This window comes from Metabacillus sp. B2-18 (assembly GCF_021117275.1).
In the GTDB taxonomy this organism is placed as follows: Bacteria; Bacillota; Bacilli; order Bacillales; family Bacillaceae; genus Metabacillus.
This window is the reverse complement of sequence record NZ_CP088245.1, coordinates 386,033-403,945: the sequence shown is the minus strand read 5'-3', so window position 1 is coordinate 403,945 and position 17,913 is coordinate 386,033. Positions and strand designations below refer to the sequence as shown.

Here is a 17,913-nt window from a genome sequence, read left to right as displayed (position 1 = left end):
CTATTTAAAACTTCCAATTTTCTTGAGTTTTTGAAGCTTTTCTTTTATTCCATTTGCGATAGAATAGATAAATCCTATCAGTAAAAAAGCATAAACCATCCATTTATTAGATCCTGGATCTATTCCTAACAATGTTTTAAGCTCCGTCCAAAGATCTGTTTTATAGAGCACTGCGTCAATTTGTGCGACTAATATACTTAAGATTGTAAAAATTGTAAATAACATTAGAGTTCTCATCACAACACATCCTACATCCATATTTGTATTTGGATATATGGATTATTATGGTCAAAAGAGAATTTTTTAGTATGATCTAGTTAAGTTTTTAGTTGAATAAATAGAACTAGACAAGAAGTTGGGTGTTAAAATTTTGTCAAAAGAAATAAAAATTTTGTCTGATACATAGATTGATTGTCGAAGGCAATCCATAATTAGCAATTATCTATAATAATAGAAATATAAGATTTGTTTAGTATAGGGGTTATGCATAATGAATGATACGATAAATCCAGAACTCGGCCATAAAATTGACTTAGTAAGAAAGTTGATGATTGCTTCGGCACAAACAAAAGGAATAAATAGTCCTGAAACAATTAAATATAGCCAAGAATTGGATCGTCTAATTTTCGAAACACAATTACTACTAAAATCCTGCAGCTAGGTAAAAAGGACAGTAGCTACATGTGTATCCAATCTAGAAATTACCTGTCCTTTTTACTAGCCTAACTCTTGTGTTTTCTTGGCTGAATGTGATACCACAAAACCGTGAGATATCATTAATAAAAAACTAGCAGCTTATCACTACTAGTCTTTAAATAGCCTTTAAGGCAGTATTTATGTCTTCCCAAATATCCTCCCAAGCCTCCAGACCAACAGATAGTCTTAATAGCTGATTTGTTATACCCATTTTAATCCTCACTTCATCAGGTATGACAGAATGTGTCATCGATGCAGGATGCTGAATAAGTGTTTCCGCATCACCTAAGCTTACTGCTATTGGGATAAGCTTAAGATGATTAACAAATCTCACCGTATCTTCGTATGTGCCTTTAATTTCAAAAGAAAGTAATCCTCCACCATTTCTCATCTGTTTTTTCATAATGTGATAGTCAGGATGATCTAAATCTCCAGGATAATAGACATTCTTAATTTTAGAGTGTTTCTTAAGGCTTAAAGCAATTTTCTCGGCATTTTCACTATGTCGATCCATTCTAACAGCTAATGTTTTTATTCCTCTTAACAACAGCCAAGCATCAAACGGTGCAATAACGCCGCCTATATCCTTTTGTACCGTACTCTTTAAAGTCTTAATCAGATCGTGACTGCCAACAACTACACCCGCTACAACATCCCTATGACCACCAATATATTTCGTGCCGCTATGAATAACAAGGTCACATCCTGAAGAAATGGGCTTTTGCAAATAAGGAGTTGAAAAAGTGTTGTCTACTATCACTTTGACTCCCTTTTCATTTGCAATTGCAGTTACCTTTTCTAAATCAATTAATCTCATTGTAGGATTTATTGGTGTTTCAATATAAATACACGCTGTATTTTCTTTTATTTGCGAACATATCTCTTCAGTCGTAGATAGATCTGAGAACGAATACTCGATCTGATATTTATTTTTCAACAATTGGAGTAGTCCAAAGGTGCATCCATATATTCCTTTTGAGCATAAAATATGGTCATTATTTTTTGTTAAACCAATAAGAGCGGCAGAAACTGCTGCCATTCCTGATGAAAAGGCAAGAGCCGCTTCCCCGTCTTCTAACTGAGCTATTCTCTCTTCTAACACCGTAACTGTAGGATTTGAAAGCCTGGAATAGATATACCCTTCTTCATCTCCAGCAAACCGCTTTGCTCCCTGCTCTAATGTAGGAAATGTAAAGGTGGATGTTTGATAAATTGGTGGTGTTAAGCTATCTTTATGTTCCTTCGGGTCATATCCACCATGAATTGCTTTTGTAGAAAACTGATGATGAATGTTTCGATCCATAGTACTCCCCCTTCAAACTTTGTAAAGAGCACCTGTACACTATCCTAGGCTCCTTTATATAGACTATTTAAACCAAGTTTGTCAGGTTCCTTTATATATTGAATACCTTCCTTATCATTGTTTTTGAAAACAAAAAAGATAGGGAATCCCCCTACCTTCTCGGTATTACTTTATATCTGATGGATGGTTTTCCGTGATTAAATCTGCAGCCTTTGCATTTGCTTCCACTTGCTCTGGGCTTTTGCATCCAGGAATAACAGTTGTGACTGCAGGATGCTGAAGACACCATGCTAAAGCCCAAGTTGCCATGTTTACTCCTTCTGGCACTTCTTGCTCCTTTATCTTTGCAACTAGTTTCAGCTTTTCATCGATTTCTTGTTGTTCATGATTTTTTCTGACATTGTCACTAAATGTTGCACCAGGGTTATATTTCCCACTCAAATATCCGCTTGCTAATGGTACTCTTGCTAATACACCTAAATCCTGCTCTATACACGAAGGAAATACTTCTTCTTCAGGTACTTGATCAATTCGGTTATAAACAACCTGTATTGCTTTAGCATTTAACTCACTAGCTTTTGATGTTTGATAGATATTGTCATTTGCACCAATAGAAATTCCTAAATTACGGATTTTACCCGCTTGAACCTGCTTATCAAGCATTGTCCATAAATCATCATTATTAAAAACGTCATCAGGACCTGAGTGAAATTGATATAGATCAATATAATCTGTCTTTAATGCTTTAAGCGATTCCTCTAATTGTACTTGCACTGCCTCTGCACTCCATGCATGCTCCCAATTGTCATGCCATTTATGACCAAATTTCGAGGCAAGTACCCAGTCCTCACGACGATCTCTAGAGAGAAAATCACCTATGAATTTTTCAGACATATGATGCGGTCCGTAACATTCCGCTGTATCAATCAAATTAATTCCTAAACCTTTTGCATGTGAAAGAATCGCATCAACTTCAGCTTGAGAAAAGTCTTTTCCCCAATCTCCTCCAAACTGCCATGTTCCTACCCCTACTACAGAAACCTTTAAATCAGTACTTCCTAAACGTCTGTATTTCATTTAAAACACCCCATTATCCACAATTAGGAAACCGGTTTCATTCCCTTAATCTATCATATCTAAGAACCATGATTAATTCAAGAATATAGCTCTCAATGAAAGAACACTTCTATTTTTGGCATTGTACGCAGTAGAACGTTTTTCTTGATGATATCTCATCTCGAATGATAGAAGATTGACATCTAGGGCAAGGCTCCCCTTCTCTATTATAGACGTAACAGTGATGATCATAACTTCCTGTTAAATTGTCTGTTTTAAATACAGGCATATCAATATATCCACCATACGTAAGACCTCTATTTAAAATTGTTTGTATGGCATGAAAAAGTGCAGAGCGTTCCTGTACTGATAGCTCATTTCCTTTTCTAGATGGTAACAGCTTCGCTTCAAAGCAAATTTCATCGGAATAAAGATTTCCAATACCTGCAATGAAACTTTGATTGACTAAGGTTGTTTTTAAAGCACCTCTTTTCTTCTGTATACTTTGATCAAAAGCTTCAAGCGTGAAGTCTGGACTAAGTGGCTCAGGTCCCAAATCATGAAAATCCTTTTCCAATTCTTCGTTTGATAATAGATGAAGATATCCTAAACGCAGCCCGATAAAAAATAATAAATCATTTCCGAAAGAAATGGTGACCTGCTTTGTGCGATCTGGACTATCCTGGTCACTTCCAATGTACATGAGACCTCCAAGCATCAAATGTAATAATAGATTTTCTCCAGAATTCAGCTTGAATATCAAATGCTTTGCCCGTCGTTCCACTGCTACTAATGTTTTCCCCTGAACAGCATCAACAAATTCTAAAACAGGCTTATTGATTGATTTCTCTCTTGTAACTTCAACCGCTTCAATTGTTCTACCAACAAGCTTTTGGTCAAAAATACGTTTATAATTTTCCATTTCAGGTAACTCAGGCAATATGTACACCCTTCCTTGAACATAATATTGTAAGTTAGTATTGCTAAAAAAATGACCAATCATGTAGGAAGAAATCAAAAAAGGCTCACCACTTGGCAAGCCTAATAAGATCATTCATTTTGATATAATTTTTGGTGACGAAGCTCTAACGATTGGATATGATGTAACTCCTCTAATAAATCAGAAATCGAAATGAGTTCCTAAAAAATAACAGTTTCCGGCGCAAAACAATGATGACTATCATAATGATCAGGTTTCCTATCCCAAAATAACTCTGTGACCCGATTTATTTTCTCAAAATGTGAGGTCTCTATTTCATATTGTGGATGATGAAGAATATCCTTTATTGAGCAAACGATTGCTACCACAAGATCTTTATTTTTTTCACTTACCTTAACCTTTTGATTTGAATTCGTAAGTAAGTTTCCTGCGTGGTAAAGGATTTGCCGTAGAATATTTAGCTTTTTATACTCATAATGAAACGTTCTCATATCCTGACGGCTAAAACGGTGATATTTCCATTCTTCCTTTTGATAGCGACAAAGCACCTCAATTGCTTCAATATTCTTCATTAATTTTTGAAACCAACTTCTCGACTCATTCCTATTTGTTTTCGAATGTAAGTCCACTAACTCTAATCCACGACTTTCAATAAAATCTCCTGTTTCTAAAAAGAGATTACGTATTTTATTAAGAATGGCTGGAGAATAATTTGGACTCATAACAAACAGGTTTACTAATGTAGAAACGAGCAAACCAATGCTTGTTGCACCTAATCTAATGAAAAAAGAAGCAATAAAGTGATCATGGACTGTTGAGATCATCGCGACACCTGTAAGAGTTGCTACAAGTGTTCCCTCGTTTAAACGTAGCTTATGACATGTCATAATTGTTGCTATTGCTACTAATGCATAAGTATATGAGTGATCCCCAAGCACAACATTAAATGCAATTGAATATGCCGCTCCTATCGCTGCTGCTGGAAAACGTACAAATGCTTTTTTTATTGAATTAGCGGCAGTTGGTTCAATTGTAATTATAGCCGTAATGGCAGCAAACATTGCCGGCCAATTTAACCATTCACATATCATAACAGTCAGAAAAACTGCTATTCCTGTTTTGATGATCCTTCCGCCAACCAAATACTTTGCTTTTCTAATGGTATCCATAACGCTTCTTCAACCCTTAAAATAAACAGTTATATACTGATTATAACGTATCAAGTAGAAATCTCTAAATACGTTCAAGTTTAAAGGACGATCTTAGTTACAGTTCATATATTAAAAATCTCTCATTCTGATTTAGTTCATATAGTCCATTGATCTTAATCTCTTGTTTAAGGGAAAAAGCAGTCTGATTTTCTAAGTAATAAATGTATTCTTCAGCCGCATAATATAAGATCAACTCAAGGTGTCGTTCACATTTCTCAAAGGAGTACATAATGTTATTCATAACCTTCATAAAGATTTGAATAGAGAATGGATTAAAAAAATAAAAAATATTGTCAGCCTGTTTAACTGGGTAGTGTTCGGCAAGGCAATTGTGAAAAATAATATTGTTACCATTCTTTTTCGTTTTTTTAAAATAACAGGAACGATTTTTTACTGCCATTTCATAAAAGTCCTTGTTCATCTCGACTCCGGCTACAGAAGACCCAAATAAGTAGTGAACGTAAAATGGCAACCTGCCCTTACCGCATCCAAAGTCAACGATTCGGTCATTACTTTGCAACTGATATTGAGAAAATAACTGCTTTAATCCATTATAAGGAGTAGGTTCATAACGATGATAATGAAAGGACTTGTGAAACCCCTTCTGATCTCCTGACGTACAAATATTAAGCAAGTGTTCATAATCCTTCTCTTCCATTCTTTTCTCCCTTTTAAAGCCTGATTATAATGATTGTCTTTTACCCGATCATAACATAATTAACTAACCGATATATAATTGCAAAGATCACTATTCTGTTATTAATCAACTTATGTAAGGAAACTTACCATCATCATGTTAAAAATTATACCTTTATCATGATAAGTATGTAATTTACTATAATAGATCTGTTATGATAGAAGTAAAGAGTGCTAGAAAGGAGGATATTATGAACTGGATCTCAACTAGTAAGAAAGACGAATTTCTAAAATGGTTTTTGAACAACCATCAGTTAAAAAATAAAGAAGCTCGGAGACTTATAGAATATATTCAGAAAAACCATCATATTCTTAAGAACTTATCTTTTACTGATTATGTTCATTCAAAAGACCGTACGATTGTTGTTTCAAGTATTAATTCTGATGAATCTGGGTTTCTCTTTTACACTAATGGTCATAAGACAGAAGATGTTTCACGGGCTTTTGGTTCACTAATGAGCAGCCCTTCTGAAAAAGTTTATCTCATCCTCCACTACTTTGGTAAACATTCTGATCACCGCTATACACAGCTTGTTGAAACACATCGAATTCATTCTATTAAACAATACGAACAATCAGAAAAAGATGCAAAAGCAACAGATTCAGTTGTTGAAATTGCTTTATTGAAAAGCAGGATCAATAAGGCATTGGATGACCGAGACGAAGAACTGTTTCATGAGTTGGTTAATCAATTAAAAGAAATTCAGAAATAAATAAAATAACAGAGGGCCTTTAAGTAACCCTCTGTTATTTTATTATCTCATTTCCTATACAAATTCCCTTTTTAATAAGGACTGAGTCATAGTCGGTAAAGTAAGTTGAATGGTTGTGCCCTTATTCACTTCACTTTGAATAGTCATACCGCCTTTATGTGATTCTATAATCTTATAACAAGTCATTAGTCCCAAACCTGTGCCCTTTTCCTTCGTGGTATAAAAGGGCTCACCAAGGGTCGGTAATCTTTCTGGTGAAATACCTACCCCCTGATCAATAAGTTGAACAGATATTGTTCCAGCTTCTATCAGCTTAACTTTTAATTCAATTTGACCTCCATTTGGCATCGCTTCAATTGCATTTTTAAATAAATTTAGAAATACCTGCTTTAGTTGAGCTTCTTCACAGCATATCTTAGGTAGATCAGGATCAAACTCTGAAAAGATTTGAATGTTATTGATAATTGATTGAGTGTTCATTAATGTTATAACGTCTTTTATTAACTCTTTTATATCTTTTTCTACAAAAATAGAAGCACTTGGTTTAGCAAGAACAAGAAACTCTCCAACGATTGAATTGATTCGGTCAAGATAAAACAATATTATAATACGTTTCTTCTAACTGATTTGATTTAAATAACTGAATAAACCCCTTTATTGATGTAAGGGGATTTCTTATCTCATGGGCAATTCCTGCAGCCATTTGACCTAGTAAGGCAAGCTTTTCTGATTTTAATAGCAAGCGTTCTGTATGTTCTTTTTTCTCCGTAATATCTTTTCCAATCGTCAACACTGCATCTCTTTCACCAAATGTGATCGACATAGATGTACCATCAAAGAAAAACCTCACTCCATCTAAACGTTGAACTTCATATTCAATATTACTTAATGGCTGTTTTTCTTTATTAATCAATTTCATACGCTCATATACACGTTCCTGATATCTGGGTGTGATGAAGTCAAAAAGGGATTTACCAATAACATCAGTTTTAATTTTAGCTCCTACCATCTGAGCAGCTGCATTGTTTATATAGATAATCTTTTGGTTTTGATGAATAATAATAGATTCAGGTAAAGAGTCAATCAATTGTTTATAACTCTCTTCACTTGCACGTGCCTTTTTTGTATAATATCTTGCTACATCATATTGCCTTCCACATACCCAGGCAATAATAGTAAAAACGAAAAAATCCAATGAAAAAAATGCCTCATTGTATAAAATCTTTTCAATTCCTGTATACAATATTGATATCATTACTAGAGAAATTTGCCCAATCTTATTCATGAATTATCCTCATTTTTGTCAGAATTTTACTTATATAATAGCACTATATGTACTTTACTAGTGAAAAAATTAGGAAAATTTACACAATTTTAATGATGTATATAAAATCTTATAATATGTTTCTCTCAGTATCTAGTAAAATGAAAGATATTCTAACAATGTAATTAAAAAAGATGTCAAAATTTCAAGACATCTTTTTTATTCCAGAATTATATAGTAATTAGACCTTTTTCCTTCATGGTATTTAATGTTCCTTCTAAACCCTCTTTATAAGAGGTTTTTTGAATTGGTCCTATTAAACATTCTAATTTTTCTCCATTTAAAATTAGCGGTTTTTGAGTCAGATCATACATCTCTACATACTCTTTCATGCTAGGGTCAAAAATCCCGATAAAACGCACCATATTTTTTGTTACTGTTGAAACCTTCCTTGAATAGCCTGTTATTCCCTGTATGATCTTAATGATTTCTTCACCTGTTATCACTCCTGTACCAGGAATATTCCAGCATTGTCCGTAAGCTTTTTCATGTAAAGAAAGCTCTACCAGTGCTTTCGCTCCATCTGGAGTATAAATATACTCTCTTGGTACTTTTTTATCCCCAACAAACATTGCCTTTTTATGATCGATTATTGACTGAAGGAAATAGTGGAGAACTGTACTTTCAGCATATGGTCCATAAAAATCAGGAAAATGCGCTATAAATGCTTGAACCTTTGAGTCCATTACCTTCTTCCCAATTTTCAAACGAATTTTCCCTTTTTTCGTTTGTGGATTTTTCTCATACTCCTCAGATGCTTTTTCTCCTGTACTTTCAGCATAAGAGTAAATATTGTCAACAACTGCAAGTTTAGCCCCAACATTCTCTGACACTTGTAAAATATTGTTTATCATCGGTTCTTGTTTTGTTTGCCACTCCTGATAAGGTAAATTTACTGCATGATAAATACACTCTGCACCCTTTGCTGCATCCTTTAATTGAGAATAGTTAAAAACATCTCCCTCTTTGATTTCTACAAGGTTGTTTCCTTCATATAATGCTTTTAGCTTTTTTATATTCCGAGCAAAAGCAATTACTTTAATTCCCCGAGAGATTAACTCAAATGTAATAGCACTCCCCATACCACCAGATGCACCAAGTACTAATGCTTTTTTCATTATTCATCCTCCTTTAATTAACCACTGTTCAATTAATACCAAAAAAAATTATGACTCTATCGAACGCAAAATTAATTGGATATGCGATTCTGCAAGATCTTTACTATCCTCATATTCCTGACCCTTAAAAATGAAATGTGTAACAAAGCCGTGGAGAGACAAAAAGATTGAATAAATATCCTTCGGTGTAATTTTTGTGTTCACTAAAGAATGAACTGCCTGTGCAAAGTTTTCAAAACTGTTATTAGGCTCTTCTTGTAAAAAGCTCTTTAATTCTTGGTCTTTTGTAAGAAACATCGTTTCATAATGACTCGGATTGGTTATTCCAAAGTGAATATAAGCTAGAAATACTTCTTTTAGTTTATCTTCTTTTGAAAGCTCCTTTGCCATGACTTCTTCTAACTTTTGATCTAACAAGAAAAAACCATCCGCGACTAGTGCATAAAATAACTCTGCCTTGTTTTTAAAATGATAATAAAGTGCTCCATGGCTATACCCAAGTTCTTTTGCAATCTTTCTCATTGAAACATGTTCATATCCATCTTTTACGAAAAGAATTCTGGCTACGTCTAGGATCATTTCTCTTGATAATTCTTTATCCACTGATTTTCTAGGTGACATTTTACTCTCCTCACTCTTTATTAACCACTGTTCAATAAAATAATATACCATAATTTACCACATGTCAATATTAAAAAATCCAGAATTAGTTTTCTAATTCTGGACACCCACCTTTATAATTTAAATTCCTCAACAATATCATGTAAATGTTGAGCTCTTGTACTTAATTCATTAGCTGAGGAAGTAATTTCCTCCATTGATGCTAGCTGCTCTTCTGTAGATGCAGCTACCATTTGTGTACTCTCTTCTGTTATTTCTGTTTGTTTCGCTGACTCTCGTATTGATGAAGATAATTGATCTACCCTGTTTAGCATCCCGTTTGCTGAATTTGCTATTTCTTCGATCTCTTTTGCTACCTTTTTTGTACTTTCAAAGATATGCGAGAATGAAGTACCAGTTAATTCTACTAAGTTCATTCCTTCATTTGTTTCTGCAGCCACACTTTCCATTGCTCCCATGGTATCCTTTGTATCAGCTTGTATTTCACTAATAATTTGACGGATTTTATTTGCAGATTGTGATGATTCATCTGCTAGTTTTTTCACTTCTCCTGCAACCACCGCAAATCCTTTTCCATGTTCCCCAGCTCTGGCTGCTTCAATTGCTGCATTTAAGCTTAATAGATTTGTTTGTTGGGCAATTGATGTAATCGCGTCTAAAATGGAACCAATTTCATTTGATCTTTCTCCCAATCTCTGAATAACATCAGACGTTCTTTTTACTGCGTCTTGAATGACCTTCATCTGTGTAATCGTCTCATTTACATTACGATTCCCTTTTTCTGCTTCTTCCGCTGAAGTAGTAGAGGAAGATGATACTTCAGATGTAACAATAGAAATTGAGTTTAGTTTCTCTGAAAGGTTTTGAACTAATTCAACATTATCCTTAGATGAGTGGACTGCTGCTCAACAATCATCGCAACTTCTTCAACAGAAGATGTAATTGTATTTGTCGCCTGAGTTGTTTCCTCTGTTATAGAAAGCAGCTCTTGACTTGCTGAGGCAACTTCTTGAGAAACCTGCTGGCTATTCTGAATAACTTCTCTTACAGCAACAATCATTGAATTTAGAGAAGTTGAAATCATCCCAAATTCATCTTTTGAGGTAATATCAAGTGTTGCAGACAAATCCTTGTGAGCAATTTTGTTTGTCGCATGCTGTATTTTTCGCACCGAATCTTTTATTCCAAAATAAAAACCAGTAACTAAGTAAATTAGGATAAGTAACACAAAGATTGCCGCACCAATTGTCACGAAACGCTCAGTACTAAGTGAAATTACTTTTTCATCTAAAACTTTATCTAATCCATCAGTTTGATACGATAATAACTCATAAATCTTATTAATCGTCATCGTTGTTTTTTCAAAATAAACATTCGGTTCTATTGTAATCTTTGATGCTTCTAGTATATCTTTATTAATAATCTCAACAATTTCTTTTGCATTTGTAATTGACTCTGTTACATACGGTCCCATTGAGTCTTTTATGGAAGGATCTAGTTCAAAGATTCTTTGATAAGTCCTGTCTGCTGTAATGATGTATTCATCCATCATCCTCATTAAATAAATTAGTTGAATTCGCTCATCCTCTGTCATCGTTTGCTTAGTTGCAACTCCAACTCCAACAGCCCTTGATTTCCCCATGAATTCTGTTATTTGTGGTAGAGTTTGAACTAATAAATTATTCATATGGTTATTAACAAGATCTGAATCCAGAGTAAGATTTGTTTCGTCTGCAATATCCAGAAGCATTTGGAGCATTAATGAAATCAACTGATTGTGCTGTGCAACTGAATCTCCAACACTCATAGTAAGTGTTGTATCTTTAGTTTTTTCCCATTCTTGAACAACACCTTTAACATCATCACTTACTTTTTCCATAGAAGTTTCTTTAGACAAAGCTGCTTGAAAAGAATCCATTTGTGTTGTGATTTTCCCTCGAACCTCTTGTAGCTTGGACTCTGCTGATTGATCTCCTGAGATCACATTAACTGTTAATCCCCTATGCTGCTGTGTTAGTTGAATTAATGGATATAATTCCGACAACACCTTGGTACCAACTTGCTCTTGTTTTACGAATGAGAGCTCACTATTAATTTTCACAACCACACTTCCAACTAATACGCCTACTATCGAGAAGATAATAACAAACAGTAGTAGGAACTTTTTTGAGAATGAAAATCGATTTAATAAGGCAATAGCAGGTGTCAGTAATTTCTTCATATTATGTTCTCCTCTTGATGATTCTAATGGTTTATTTATCACTTAATACTTTTTTACTATAAATCAATAATATAAACAGTGATGTTTATCACTGCATTTCATTGGTGGAATTTTATACTAATTTAAAAAATGGTGGGTTGGGAATGAATGAGCAACAAGCAGAAGAAAAATTACAAGAAGCACAAGAAGCTTTAATGAGGGGTAGTGCTTTGTTTACGAGGGTAAAGGACTCTTACTGTCTTTCCACTTTAACCGCTAACTTCTATTCAATTTTAAAAGGCTTCCATATATTCGGAAGCCTTTTAAAATTCATTTATAGTGTATTACCCTCAGCTGGAATAGGATGATTCACTAGTAGCTTTGCAAAATGAACAAGGTTATAAGATAATGTTTTGACCTTTCCGTTCGTGAAGTCATTACCTCTTCCTTCTTCTATATATGAGGGACCTGGACCTGCCTCTCCTACCCAATAGGCGTCAACATTTGGCGGAACAGTAAAACCAATGTGCTGAAGTCCGTACAGAAGTGATTTTGCAGACTCCTTTGCACCATCCTCATTTCCCGTTACAACTGCTCCACCAATTTTATTATAAAAAATACTCTGCCCTTTATCATTTTTTTCCATACTTGAAGCATATAATCTTTCCATTAATAAAGTGGCAATACTACTTTTTTCACCTAACCAAATCGGTGTCCCAATGACAACAATATTTGCTTCTTTTACTTTTTCTAATACCTCAGGCCATTGGTCTCCCTCACCCATATCGGATTCCATACCGTATGCAATCTGATAATCTGCTAATCTTAATTCCTCGGTTGTAACACCTTTATTTTCCAACCAATATCTTGACTCTTTCATAAGTGCACTTGTGTTAGATTCCTGATTACTCTTTTTTAATGATGTATTTAAATACAATGCTTTCATATCAACAGCTCCTTTATTATGGGTGTTGTTTCTTTCATTCCACATCGAGCCTATATTAAAACCTTTTTTCGACAATTTCAGAAATAACCCTACAGCAAATTCCCCCAGATTCCTTGGATGTATGTCTTTTAGAAAAGTACATAAAATAAGACTTCAATAACAAATGGGAGAGAAATCATGGAATCCAAGCTACAATCCTTCTTACCTGTTATCCAATCATCAAATCTTATTAAACCACTAAAAAAACAAGATTTATTAACAACGTCATTTTTGATTGATCACGACCGAGATAACGAGTTGACCATGTACTATTCACCACATAATGAATACATCAACCATCAAGCTAAGATTGTCATAATAGGAATTACACCAGGTTGGACTCAAATGAAGGCAGCCTTTGAACAAGTTATTGACTGCTTACCTATTTCAGAGTCTTCCACACTCGAACAGACACTAAAAAAAGCTAAAATAGCTGCAAGCTTTTCAGGAGCTATGAGGAAGAATTTAATCAACATGCTCGATCATTGTGGAATTCAAAATGTTTTTCAAATAAAAAGCTCTTCTTATTTGTTTAGCAAAAATCGCGACTTTCTCCATACAACATCAATCATAAAATACCCTGTTTTCTATCAAGGGAGAAACTATACTGGACATCGACCCAAAATTAACCATTCTTCACTATTAACTTCTTACGCATATGAAATGTTTCCCAAGGAGCTATCACAGATAAAAGCACCTGCATTAGTCATTCCCTTAGGCAAAATGGTGGAAGAGGTTTTGAAAAACCTAATAAAAAATAATAAGCTTAATGATCATATTTATTTATTTAATTTTCCCCATCCATCTGGTGCAAATGGACATAGAATAAAACAATTCACAGAAAACAAGCAATCTTTTATATCAACTGTGTTGGAATGGGCAACTCTTTTTTCTTAAAACACCTAAGTTTTCATTATGAAATCAAGGCTTGTCAGACATATTAAGAATAGCTAGATGAAAGGAGCAATGATGATGGAATATACTAATCGAGACGATGTAGTTAGAGAGTTACAGCATTCTTTTCAGCCTCTTATGACTAAATATGGGATAGAGGATATTGGTGTGTTTGAAGAGCAAGGACAGAAAGATATTTATCATATGGGCTACACAATACGAAAAGAAGGAAAAACGTATATGATACATACCCCGTATCTTAAGAACGAAGAAGGACAATTAGCTCCTGGTAGAGATCTCTGGACTGTTGAAACAGATGAGGCAAACACTGACGATGTTAGCGGGTTTGATAATTTAGATGACGCTTTACGTTCAATTTAGGTTCAAAGAGGGGATCAATCCCCTCTTTGAATTTTTAATTTCTAATTATGATATAAATCATATAGAGAATATATGCCACTACAAGAAATGTCCCTTCACGACGGCCGACTCTGAAGCTTGTTCTTGAGAACACAAGTAAAATAAGCGTTAAGACAATCATAAGGATAAGATCAACAAATATCTTGCTATCCACGGCTAATGGAGAAATAACAGAGGCTGCACCAAGGACAAATAATATGTTAAAAATATTACTTCCAACAATGTTACCAAGTGCAATATCTCCTTCTTTTTTAATAGCAGCCGTAATTGAAGTTATTAACTCAGGCAATGATGTACCAATCGCTACAATCGTTAAACCGACTAATGTTTCACTCATCCCAAATGAATAAGCAATAACAGTGGCATGATCAACGACCAAGTCTCCCCCGATAATAATAGCTACTAAGCCACCTATTGTGTAAATACTATTTTTCCCCCATGAAGGTGGACTTGTTTTAGATACTGAAGCTTCTTCTTTTATCTTTTCCCGACTATTTCTCGCTACCTCAAAAATGTAATATAAAAACACTGCAAAAAATAACAAGAATATTAATCCGTCACTTCTTGTAATGAAATTAGCTTCTAAGGATTGAAGCGTCACATCACTTACTAAAATAAGGAGGGCCACACTCGCTAATAATGTAAAAGGAATTTCCTTTCTAATTGTTTCATTTTCTACCTTTAAGGGGTTTATAAGTGCTGTTACCCCAACAACAAAGGTGATATTCAAAATATTACTTCCCACTACATTCCCTATTGCAACTCCTGCATTTTCCTCTAATGCAGCAATGATACTTACAGTTGCTTCCGGTGAACTAGTTCCAAAAGCAACGATCGTCAACCCAATTAGTAATGGCGACACATGTAAAGCACGAGCAATACTTGATGCCCCATCAACGAAAAAATCTGCCCCCTTAATAAGTAAAGCAATACCTACGATTAATAAAAGATAGGACATTTATTCAACTCCTTTTCTATTTATTACTAATATTGTATTAGTAAAACAGTCGTATTTGCCACTAATAGGTTCAATGATGAAGTACAAAAATCGAATTTACATTGCTTTTCTTCGTACTAAAATTAAAAAGAAAGCAATTTGCAAACCTTCATCAATCTCCAGAAAATAAGTGGAGAAATTCCTTTTATTGAGGAAATATCATGAAAAACAGATTAAATAGACGGAAAGATTCCGCCTATTTAATCAAAAAAGATGAAAATGGACCATTTTCCTTTGCTTAACCGGAAGAACTCCGCTTATATCCCAAAAATCGGTTCTATCCTTCAGTCTAACCAGAAAAATTCCGCTTATTTATATAATGGTTACTTAATTCAAGAAGGTTGCTTTATTTATCCGCCTCTCAGAATCATAACCCACCCTCTGGTAGTTAGATATTATTTTTAGCACCCAATTGGAATAACAGTGAGTTTGCGAATTTTTATGCTGACAAAAACTTAAGTGTGCTGATTTCGTTTTTTGTATTCGGAAACTGCAGCAGCTATTCTGCTAATTTTATTGATGCACCTAAAGAATTAATAGTACCTTATTACTAGTTAACCCTCATAATAGGAATCTATTCCCGTTACTTTTTACACATAAATCAGATATGATTTTATTGCATTTATAATATGCATATATCATTACGATAAGTGGGGAAAGTCAATGAAAATCAGCAGAAAGTTATTTATTCTTATTACGATACCTCTACTTGTTATATTAGCACTAGCAGGTATTAGTACAATTGAACGAAGTAAAACAGTCAAAGAAGCATCACAGTTAGGTGAGTTAATCAACCTTTCAACAACAATCAGTGCATTTGTTCATGAAATGCAAAAAGAACGAGGTGCTACCGGGGTATTCATGGGTAGTGATGGTCAGAAATTCAGTTCAGAGGTAGCCCAACAGCGAAAAGTAACAGATACAAAACTAAATGATCTTAATAAATTCCTCGGTAGCTTTGATCCAAAACCATATGGTGAAGATTTTACAAAAGAACTACAAGAAGCGATAAAAATTAAAGATCAATTGTCCGAGCACAGGGAAAATGTAAGTAATCAACAAATTGAGGATTCGATAGGGATTAGCTACTACACTCATCATAACGAAAAAATGCTTAGTGTTATGAGCTATATTTCTAAAATTTCACCTAATGCTGATCTTGCAAAATCAGTAAATGCTTATGTGTTATTTATGAATGCTAAGGAAAAAACAGGTATTGAACGTGCTCTAATGAGTAATGTTTTTGCAAGAGATTCATTTTCAAGCGGGGAATATCAAAAGTTTATCTCACTTATTGCTCAACAGGATACATATTTATCCTTGTTTCAAAATGCTGAAACCAATAACAAAGTATTATCTTTGCTTGAACAGCATTTAAGCAATCAAGTAGTAGAAGATGTTAAACAGATGAGGGAAAAAGCATTTAATACTTCTGAAAATTTTAATGTTGATAGTGAGAATTGGTACACACAAATGACAACTAAAATCAATCTTTTCAAAGAGGTTGAAGATGCGATTGCCGAATCCCTTACAGATCAATCCAATAACCTTCAAAGCAGTGCAAAAGCTGAGTTAATTACGTACATTGTTGTTTTACTAGTGATAACAGTTGCTCTTATTTTATTCGGAATCTTTACTAGTCGTTCCATTACTGAGCCGATTAAGAAGATCCTGAAACATATCCAAGAGATAGCTAATGGAAATTTAACGAACAATGAATTAAATTTCAATCCTAAAACAGAGATTGGCCAATTGGCTATTGCTTTAAATGAAATGCAAAGAAGCTTAAAGGAAATGATTGAGAGCGTTACACATGTGACAGAGAATTTATCCAATCAAAGTATTGAGCTAACCCACTCAGCAAATGAAGTAAAAGAGGGAAGCGAGCAAATTGCTACAACAATGCAAGAGCTTTCATTTGGAGCAGAATCCCAAGCTACAAGCTCAACAAACTTATTAGAAATGATGGAAACTTTCGTTGGAAAAATACAAGAAGCAAACATAAGTGGTGAAAATGTTTCTGAAACATCAAATGAAGTTCTGTCTATGACAAAGGAAGGAAGCCTATTAATGAGTCAGTCTGTTGATCAAATGGGGACAATTGACAGTATTGTTAAGGATGCTGTCAATAAAGTACAAGGTCTAGATCAACAATCAAAAGAAATTTCAAAATTAGTTCTAGTCATTCAAGAAATTGCAGAACAAACAAATCTATTGTCTCTAAATGCTGCGATTGAAGCAGCCAGAGCAGGTGAACACGGAAAGGGATTTGCCGTTGTAGCCGATGAAGTAAGAAAACTAGCAGAGCAAGTAAAAGCATCTATCGTTGATATTACAAACATCGTAAATAAAATTCAAAATGAATCTTCTCATGTTGTACAATCACTTCAGGTAGGATATAAAGAGGTTGATGAGGGTTCTAGACAAATTGAGTTAACAGGTAAAACATTTGAAACCATTTCTCAATCTGTATTAGAAATGGTCACAAATATTAAACACATCTCGACTAATTTAAAAATAATTGTTGATAGCAGCCGTGAAATGAACAATTCTATTGAAGAAATTGCCTCTGTCTCAGAAGAAGCAGCGGCAGGTATTGAACAAACAGCAGCTTCTTCACAGCAATCCACAAGCTCAATGGAAGAAGTATCAAATAGAGCGGGTGAATTATCACAGATATCTGATCAACTCTCAGAACAAATTCGACGATTCCAAATTTAATGTCAAGGTAAGAGGGTG

20 protein-coding genes are annotated in these 17,913 nt (G+C 34.3%); 6 read left to right on the top strand and 14 right to left on the bottom strand.

The features are described from left to right. The gene (locus tag LPC09_RS02075; RefSeq protein WP_231308872.1) at positions 1-237 is read right to left on the bottom strand and encodes a hypothetical protein; all 237 of its coding nucleotides are present in this window, start codon (positions 235-237) and stop codon (positions 1-3) included. Positions 238-490: 253 nt separating this feature from the next. Between LPC09_RS02075 and LPC09_RS02070 the strand changes: the two genes are divergently transcribed. Beyond that, positions 491-661, top strand: coding sequence for an aspartyl-phosphate phosphatase Spo0E family protein (locus LPC09_RS02070; protein ID WP_098797641.1), 171 nt, complete (start codon positions 491-493; stop codon positions 659-661). 150 nt (positions 662-811) lie between these two features. On the opposite strand, the gene megL is transcribed toward LPC09_RS02070, so the two are convergent. From megL to LPC09_RS02045, 5 genes are all read right to left on the bottom strand, one after another. Continuing rightward, complete coding sequence (megL, locus tag LPC09_RS02065) at positions 812-1,999, bottom strand: methionine gamma-lyase (protein WP_231308871.1); 1,188 nt, start codon at positions 1,997-1,999, stop codon at positions 812-814. 165 nt (positions 2,000-2,164) lie between these two features. Next, entirely contained in the window at positions 2,165-3,076 is a 912-nt protein-coding gene (locus LPC09_RS02060) for an aldo/keto reductase (RefSeq protein ID WP_098797643.1), read from the bottom strand. A gap of 109 nt (positions 3,077-3,185) precedes the next feature. Then, positions 3,186-3,995, bottom strand: coding sequence for a bifunctional DNA-formamidopyrimidine glycosylase/DNA-(apurinic or apyrimidinic site) lyase (gene mutM / locus LPC09_RS02055; protein WP_098797644.1), 810 nt, complete (start codon positions 3,993-3,995; stop codon positions 3,186-3,188). Positions 3,996-4,195: 200 nt separating this feature from the next. After that, positions 4,196-5,164 (bottom strand): aromatic acid exporter family protein, encoded by a 969-nt coding sequence (locus tag LPC09_RS02050; protein WP_231308870.1) that lies wholly within the window; start codon positions 5,162-5,164, stop codon positions 4,196-4,198. 97 nt (positions 5,165-5,261) lie between these two features. Further along, complete coding sequence (locus LPC09_RS02045; RefSeq protein ID WP_098797646.1) at positions 5,262-5,864, bottom strand: class I SAM-dependent methyltransferase; 603 nt, start codon at positions 5,862-5,864, stop codon at positions 5,262-5,264. A gap of 229 nt (positions 5,865-6,093) precedes the next feature. Here LPC09_RS02045 and LPC09_RS02040 point away from each other — a divergent pair, with 229 nt between their 5' ends. Beyond that, on the top strand, positions 6,094-6,615 hold the full coding sequence (locus tag LPC09_RS02040) for a YpiB family protein (RefSeq protein ID WP_231308869.1): 522 nt from the start codon (positions 6,094-6,096) through the stop codon (positions 6,613-6,615). Positions 6,616-6,669: 54 nt separating this feature from the next. On the opposite strand, the gene LPC09_RS02035 is transcribed toward LPC09_RS02040, so the two are convergent. The 6 genes from LPC09_RS02035 to LPC09_RS02010 all read right to left on the bottom strand — a co-directional run bounded on the left by LPC09_RS02035 (position 6,670) and on the right by LPC09_RS02010 (position 11,899). Continuing rightward, positions 6,670-7,215 (bottom strand): ATP-binding protein, encoded by a 546-nt coding sequence (locus LPC09_RS02035; RefSeq protein WP_231308868.1) that lies wholly within the window; start codon positions 7,213-7,215, stop codon positions 6,670-6,672. Further along, entirely contained in the window at positions 7,202-7,900 is a 699-nt protein-coding gene (locus tag LPC09_RS02030) for a PAS domain S-box protein (RefSeq protein ID WP_231308867.1), read from the bottom strand. Before LPC09_RS02030 ends, LPC09_RS02035 begins: the two co-directional genes overlap by 14 nt. A gap of 209 nt (positions 7,901-8,109) precedes the next feature. Further along, on the bottom strand, positions 8,110-9,057 hold the full coding sequence (locus LPC09_RS02025) for an SDR family NAD(P)-dependent oxidoreductase (protein WP_098797648.1): 948 nt from the start codon (positions 9,055-9,057) through the stop codon (positions 8,110-8,112). Between the two features lie 48 nt (positions 9,058-9,105). After that, positions 9,106-9,678 (bottom strand): TetR/AcrR family transcriptional regulator, encoded by a 573-nt coding sequence (locus tag LPC09_RS02020; protein WP_098797649.1) that lies wholly within the window; start codon positions 9,676-9,678, stop codon positions 9,106-9,108. 113 nt (positions 9,679-9,791) lie between these two features. Then, on the bottom strand, positions 9,792-10,511 hold the full coding sequence (locus tag LPC09_RS02015) for a methyl-accepting chemotaxis protein (RefSeq protein WP_269217436.1): 720 nt from the start codon (positions 10,509-10,511) through the stop codon (positions 9,792-9,794). A 35-nt stretch (positions 10,512-10,546) separates the two neighbouring features. Continuing rightward, a complete protein-coding gene (locus tag LPC09_RS02010; RefSeq protein WP_231308866.1) occupies positions 10,547-11,899 on the bottom strand; it encodes a nitrate- and nitrite sensing domain-containing protein in 1,353 nt (450 codons plus the stop codon). A 143-nt stretch (positions 11,900-12,042) separates the two neighbouring features. Here LPC09_RS02010 and LPC09_RS02005 point away from each other — a divergent pair, with 143 nt between their 5' ends. Then, positions 12,043-12,246, top strand: coding sequence for a hypothetical protein (locus LPC09_RS02005; protein ID WP_098797652.1), 204 nt, complete (start codon positions 12,043-12,045; stop codon positions 12,244-12,246). Here LPC09_RS02005 and LPC09_RS02000 read toward each other — a convergent pair. Beyond that, positions 12,213-12,824, bottom strand: coding sequence for a flavodoxin family protein (locus tag LPC09_RS02000; protein WP_098797653.1), 612 nt, complete (start codon positions 12,822-12,824; stop codon positions 12,213-12,215). The two genes, LPC09_RS02005 and LPC09_RS02000, sit on opposite strands and share 34 nt — an antisense overlap. Before the next feature lie 177 nt (positions 12,825-13,001). On the opposite strand from LPC09_RS02000, the gene LPC09_RS01995 reads away from it, so the two are divergent. Next, a complete protein-coding gene (locus tag LPC09_RS01995; protein WP_098797654.1) occupies positions 13,002-13,760 on the top strand; it encodes a uracil-DNA glycosylase family protein in 759 nt (252 codons plus the stop codon). Positions 13,761-13,835: 75 nt separating this feature from the next. Next, positions 13,836-14,138 carry a DUF5634 family protein gene (locus tag LPC09_RS01990; protein ID WP_231308865.1) on the top strand — a complete coding sequence of 101 codons (303 nt, stop codon included), beginning with the start codon at positions 13,836-13,838 and terminating at the stop codon, positions 14,136-14,138. Between the two features lie 34 nt (positions 14,139-14,172). Here the strand turns inward: LPC09_RS01990 and LPC09_RS01985 are convergent, their stop codons facing one another. After that, positions 14,173-15,135: a calcium/sodium antiporter gene (locus tag LPC09_RS01985; RefSeq protein WP_098797656.1), complete on the bottom strand. Its 963-nt coding sequence runs from the start codon at positions 15,133-15,135 to the stop codon at positions 14,173-14,175. 702 nt (positions 15,136-15,837) lie between these two features. Between LPC09_RS01985 and LPC09_RS01980 the strand changes: the two genes are divergently transcribed. Then, positions 15,838-17,895, top strand: coding sequence for a methyl-accepting chemotaxis protein (locus tag LPC09_RS01980; protein WP_098797657.1), 2,058 nt, complete (start codon positions 15,838-15,840; stop codon positions 17,893-17,895). Positions 17,896-17,913: the final 18 nt, after the last annotated feature.

Coding starts and splice junctions, on each gene's coding strand:
- LPC09_RS02020 (WP_098797649.1), bottom strand. CDS start 9,678: ATGTCACCTAGAAAATCAGTGGATAAAGAATTATCAAGAGAAATGATC.
- LPC09_RS01990 (WP_231308865.1), top strand. CDS start 13,836: ATGGAATATACTAATCGAGACGATGTAGTTAGAGAGTTACAGCATTCT.
- LPC09_RS02030 (WP_231308867.1), bottom strand. CDS start 7,900: ATGAATAAGATTGGGCAAATTTCTCTAGTAATGATATCAATATTGTAT.
- LPC09_RS02050 (WP_231308870.1), bottom strand. CDS start 5,164: ATGGATACCATTAGAAAAGCAAAGTATTTGGTTGGCGGAAGGATCATC.
- LPC09_RS01995 (WP_098797654.1), top strand. CDS start 13,002: ATGGAATCCAAGCTACAATCCTTCTTACCTGTTATCCAATCATCAAAT.
- LPC09_RS02000 (WP_098797653.1), bottom strand. CDS start 12,824: ATGAAAGCATTGTATTTAAATACATCATTAAAAAAGAGTAATCAGGAA.
- LPC09_RS01985 (WP_098797656.1), bottom strand. CDS start 15,135: ATGTCCTATCTTTTATTAATCGTAGGTATTGCTTTACTTATTAAGGGG.
- LPC09_RS02010 (WP_231308866.1), bottom strand. CDS start 11,899: ATGAAGAAATTACTGACACCTGCTATTGCCTTATTAAATCGATTTTCA.
- LPC09_RS02060 (WP_098797643.1), bottom strand. CDS start 3,076: ATGAAATACAGACGTTTAGGAAGTACTGATTTAAAGGTTTCTGTAGTA.
- LPC09_RS01980 (WP_098797657.1), top strand. CDS start 15,838: ATGAAAATCAGCAGAAAGTTATTTATTCTTATTACGATACCTCTACTT.
- megL (WP_231308871.1), bottom strand. CDS start 1,999: ATGGATCGAAACATTCATCATCAGTTTTCTACAAAAGCAATTCATGGT.
- LPC09_RS02005 (WP_098797652.1), top strand. CDS start 12,043: ATGAATGAGCAACAAGCAGAAGAAAAATTACAAGAAGCACAAGAAGCT.
- LPC09_RS02045 (WP_098797646.1), bottom strand. CDS start 5,864: ATGGAAGAGAAGGATTATGAACACTTGCTTAATATTTGTACGTCAGGA.
- LPC09_RS02025 (WP_098797648.1), bottom strand. CDS start 9,057: ATGAAAAAAGCATTAGTACTTGGTGCATCTGGTGGTATGGGGAGTGCT.
- LPC09_RS02040 (WP_231308869.1), top strand. CDS start 6,094: ATGAACTGGATCTCAACTAGTAAGAAAGACGAATTTCTAAAATGGTTT.
- LPC09_RS02070 (WP_098797641.1), top strand. CDS start 491: ATGAATGATACGATAAATCCAGAACTCGGCCATAAAATTGACTTAGTA.
- LPC09_RS02075 (WP_231308872.1), bottom strand. CDS start 237: ATGAGAACTCTAATGTTATTTACAATTTTTACAATCTTAAGTATATTA.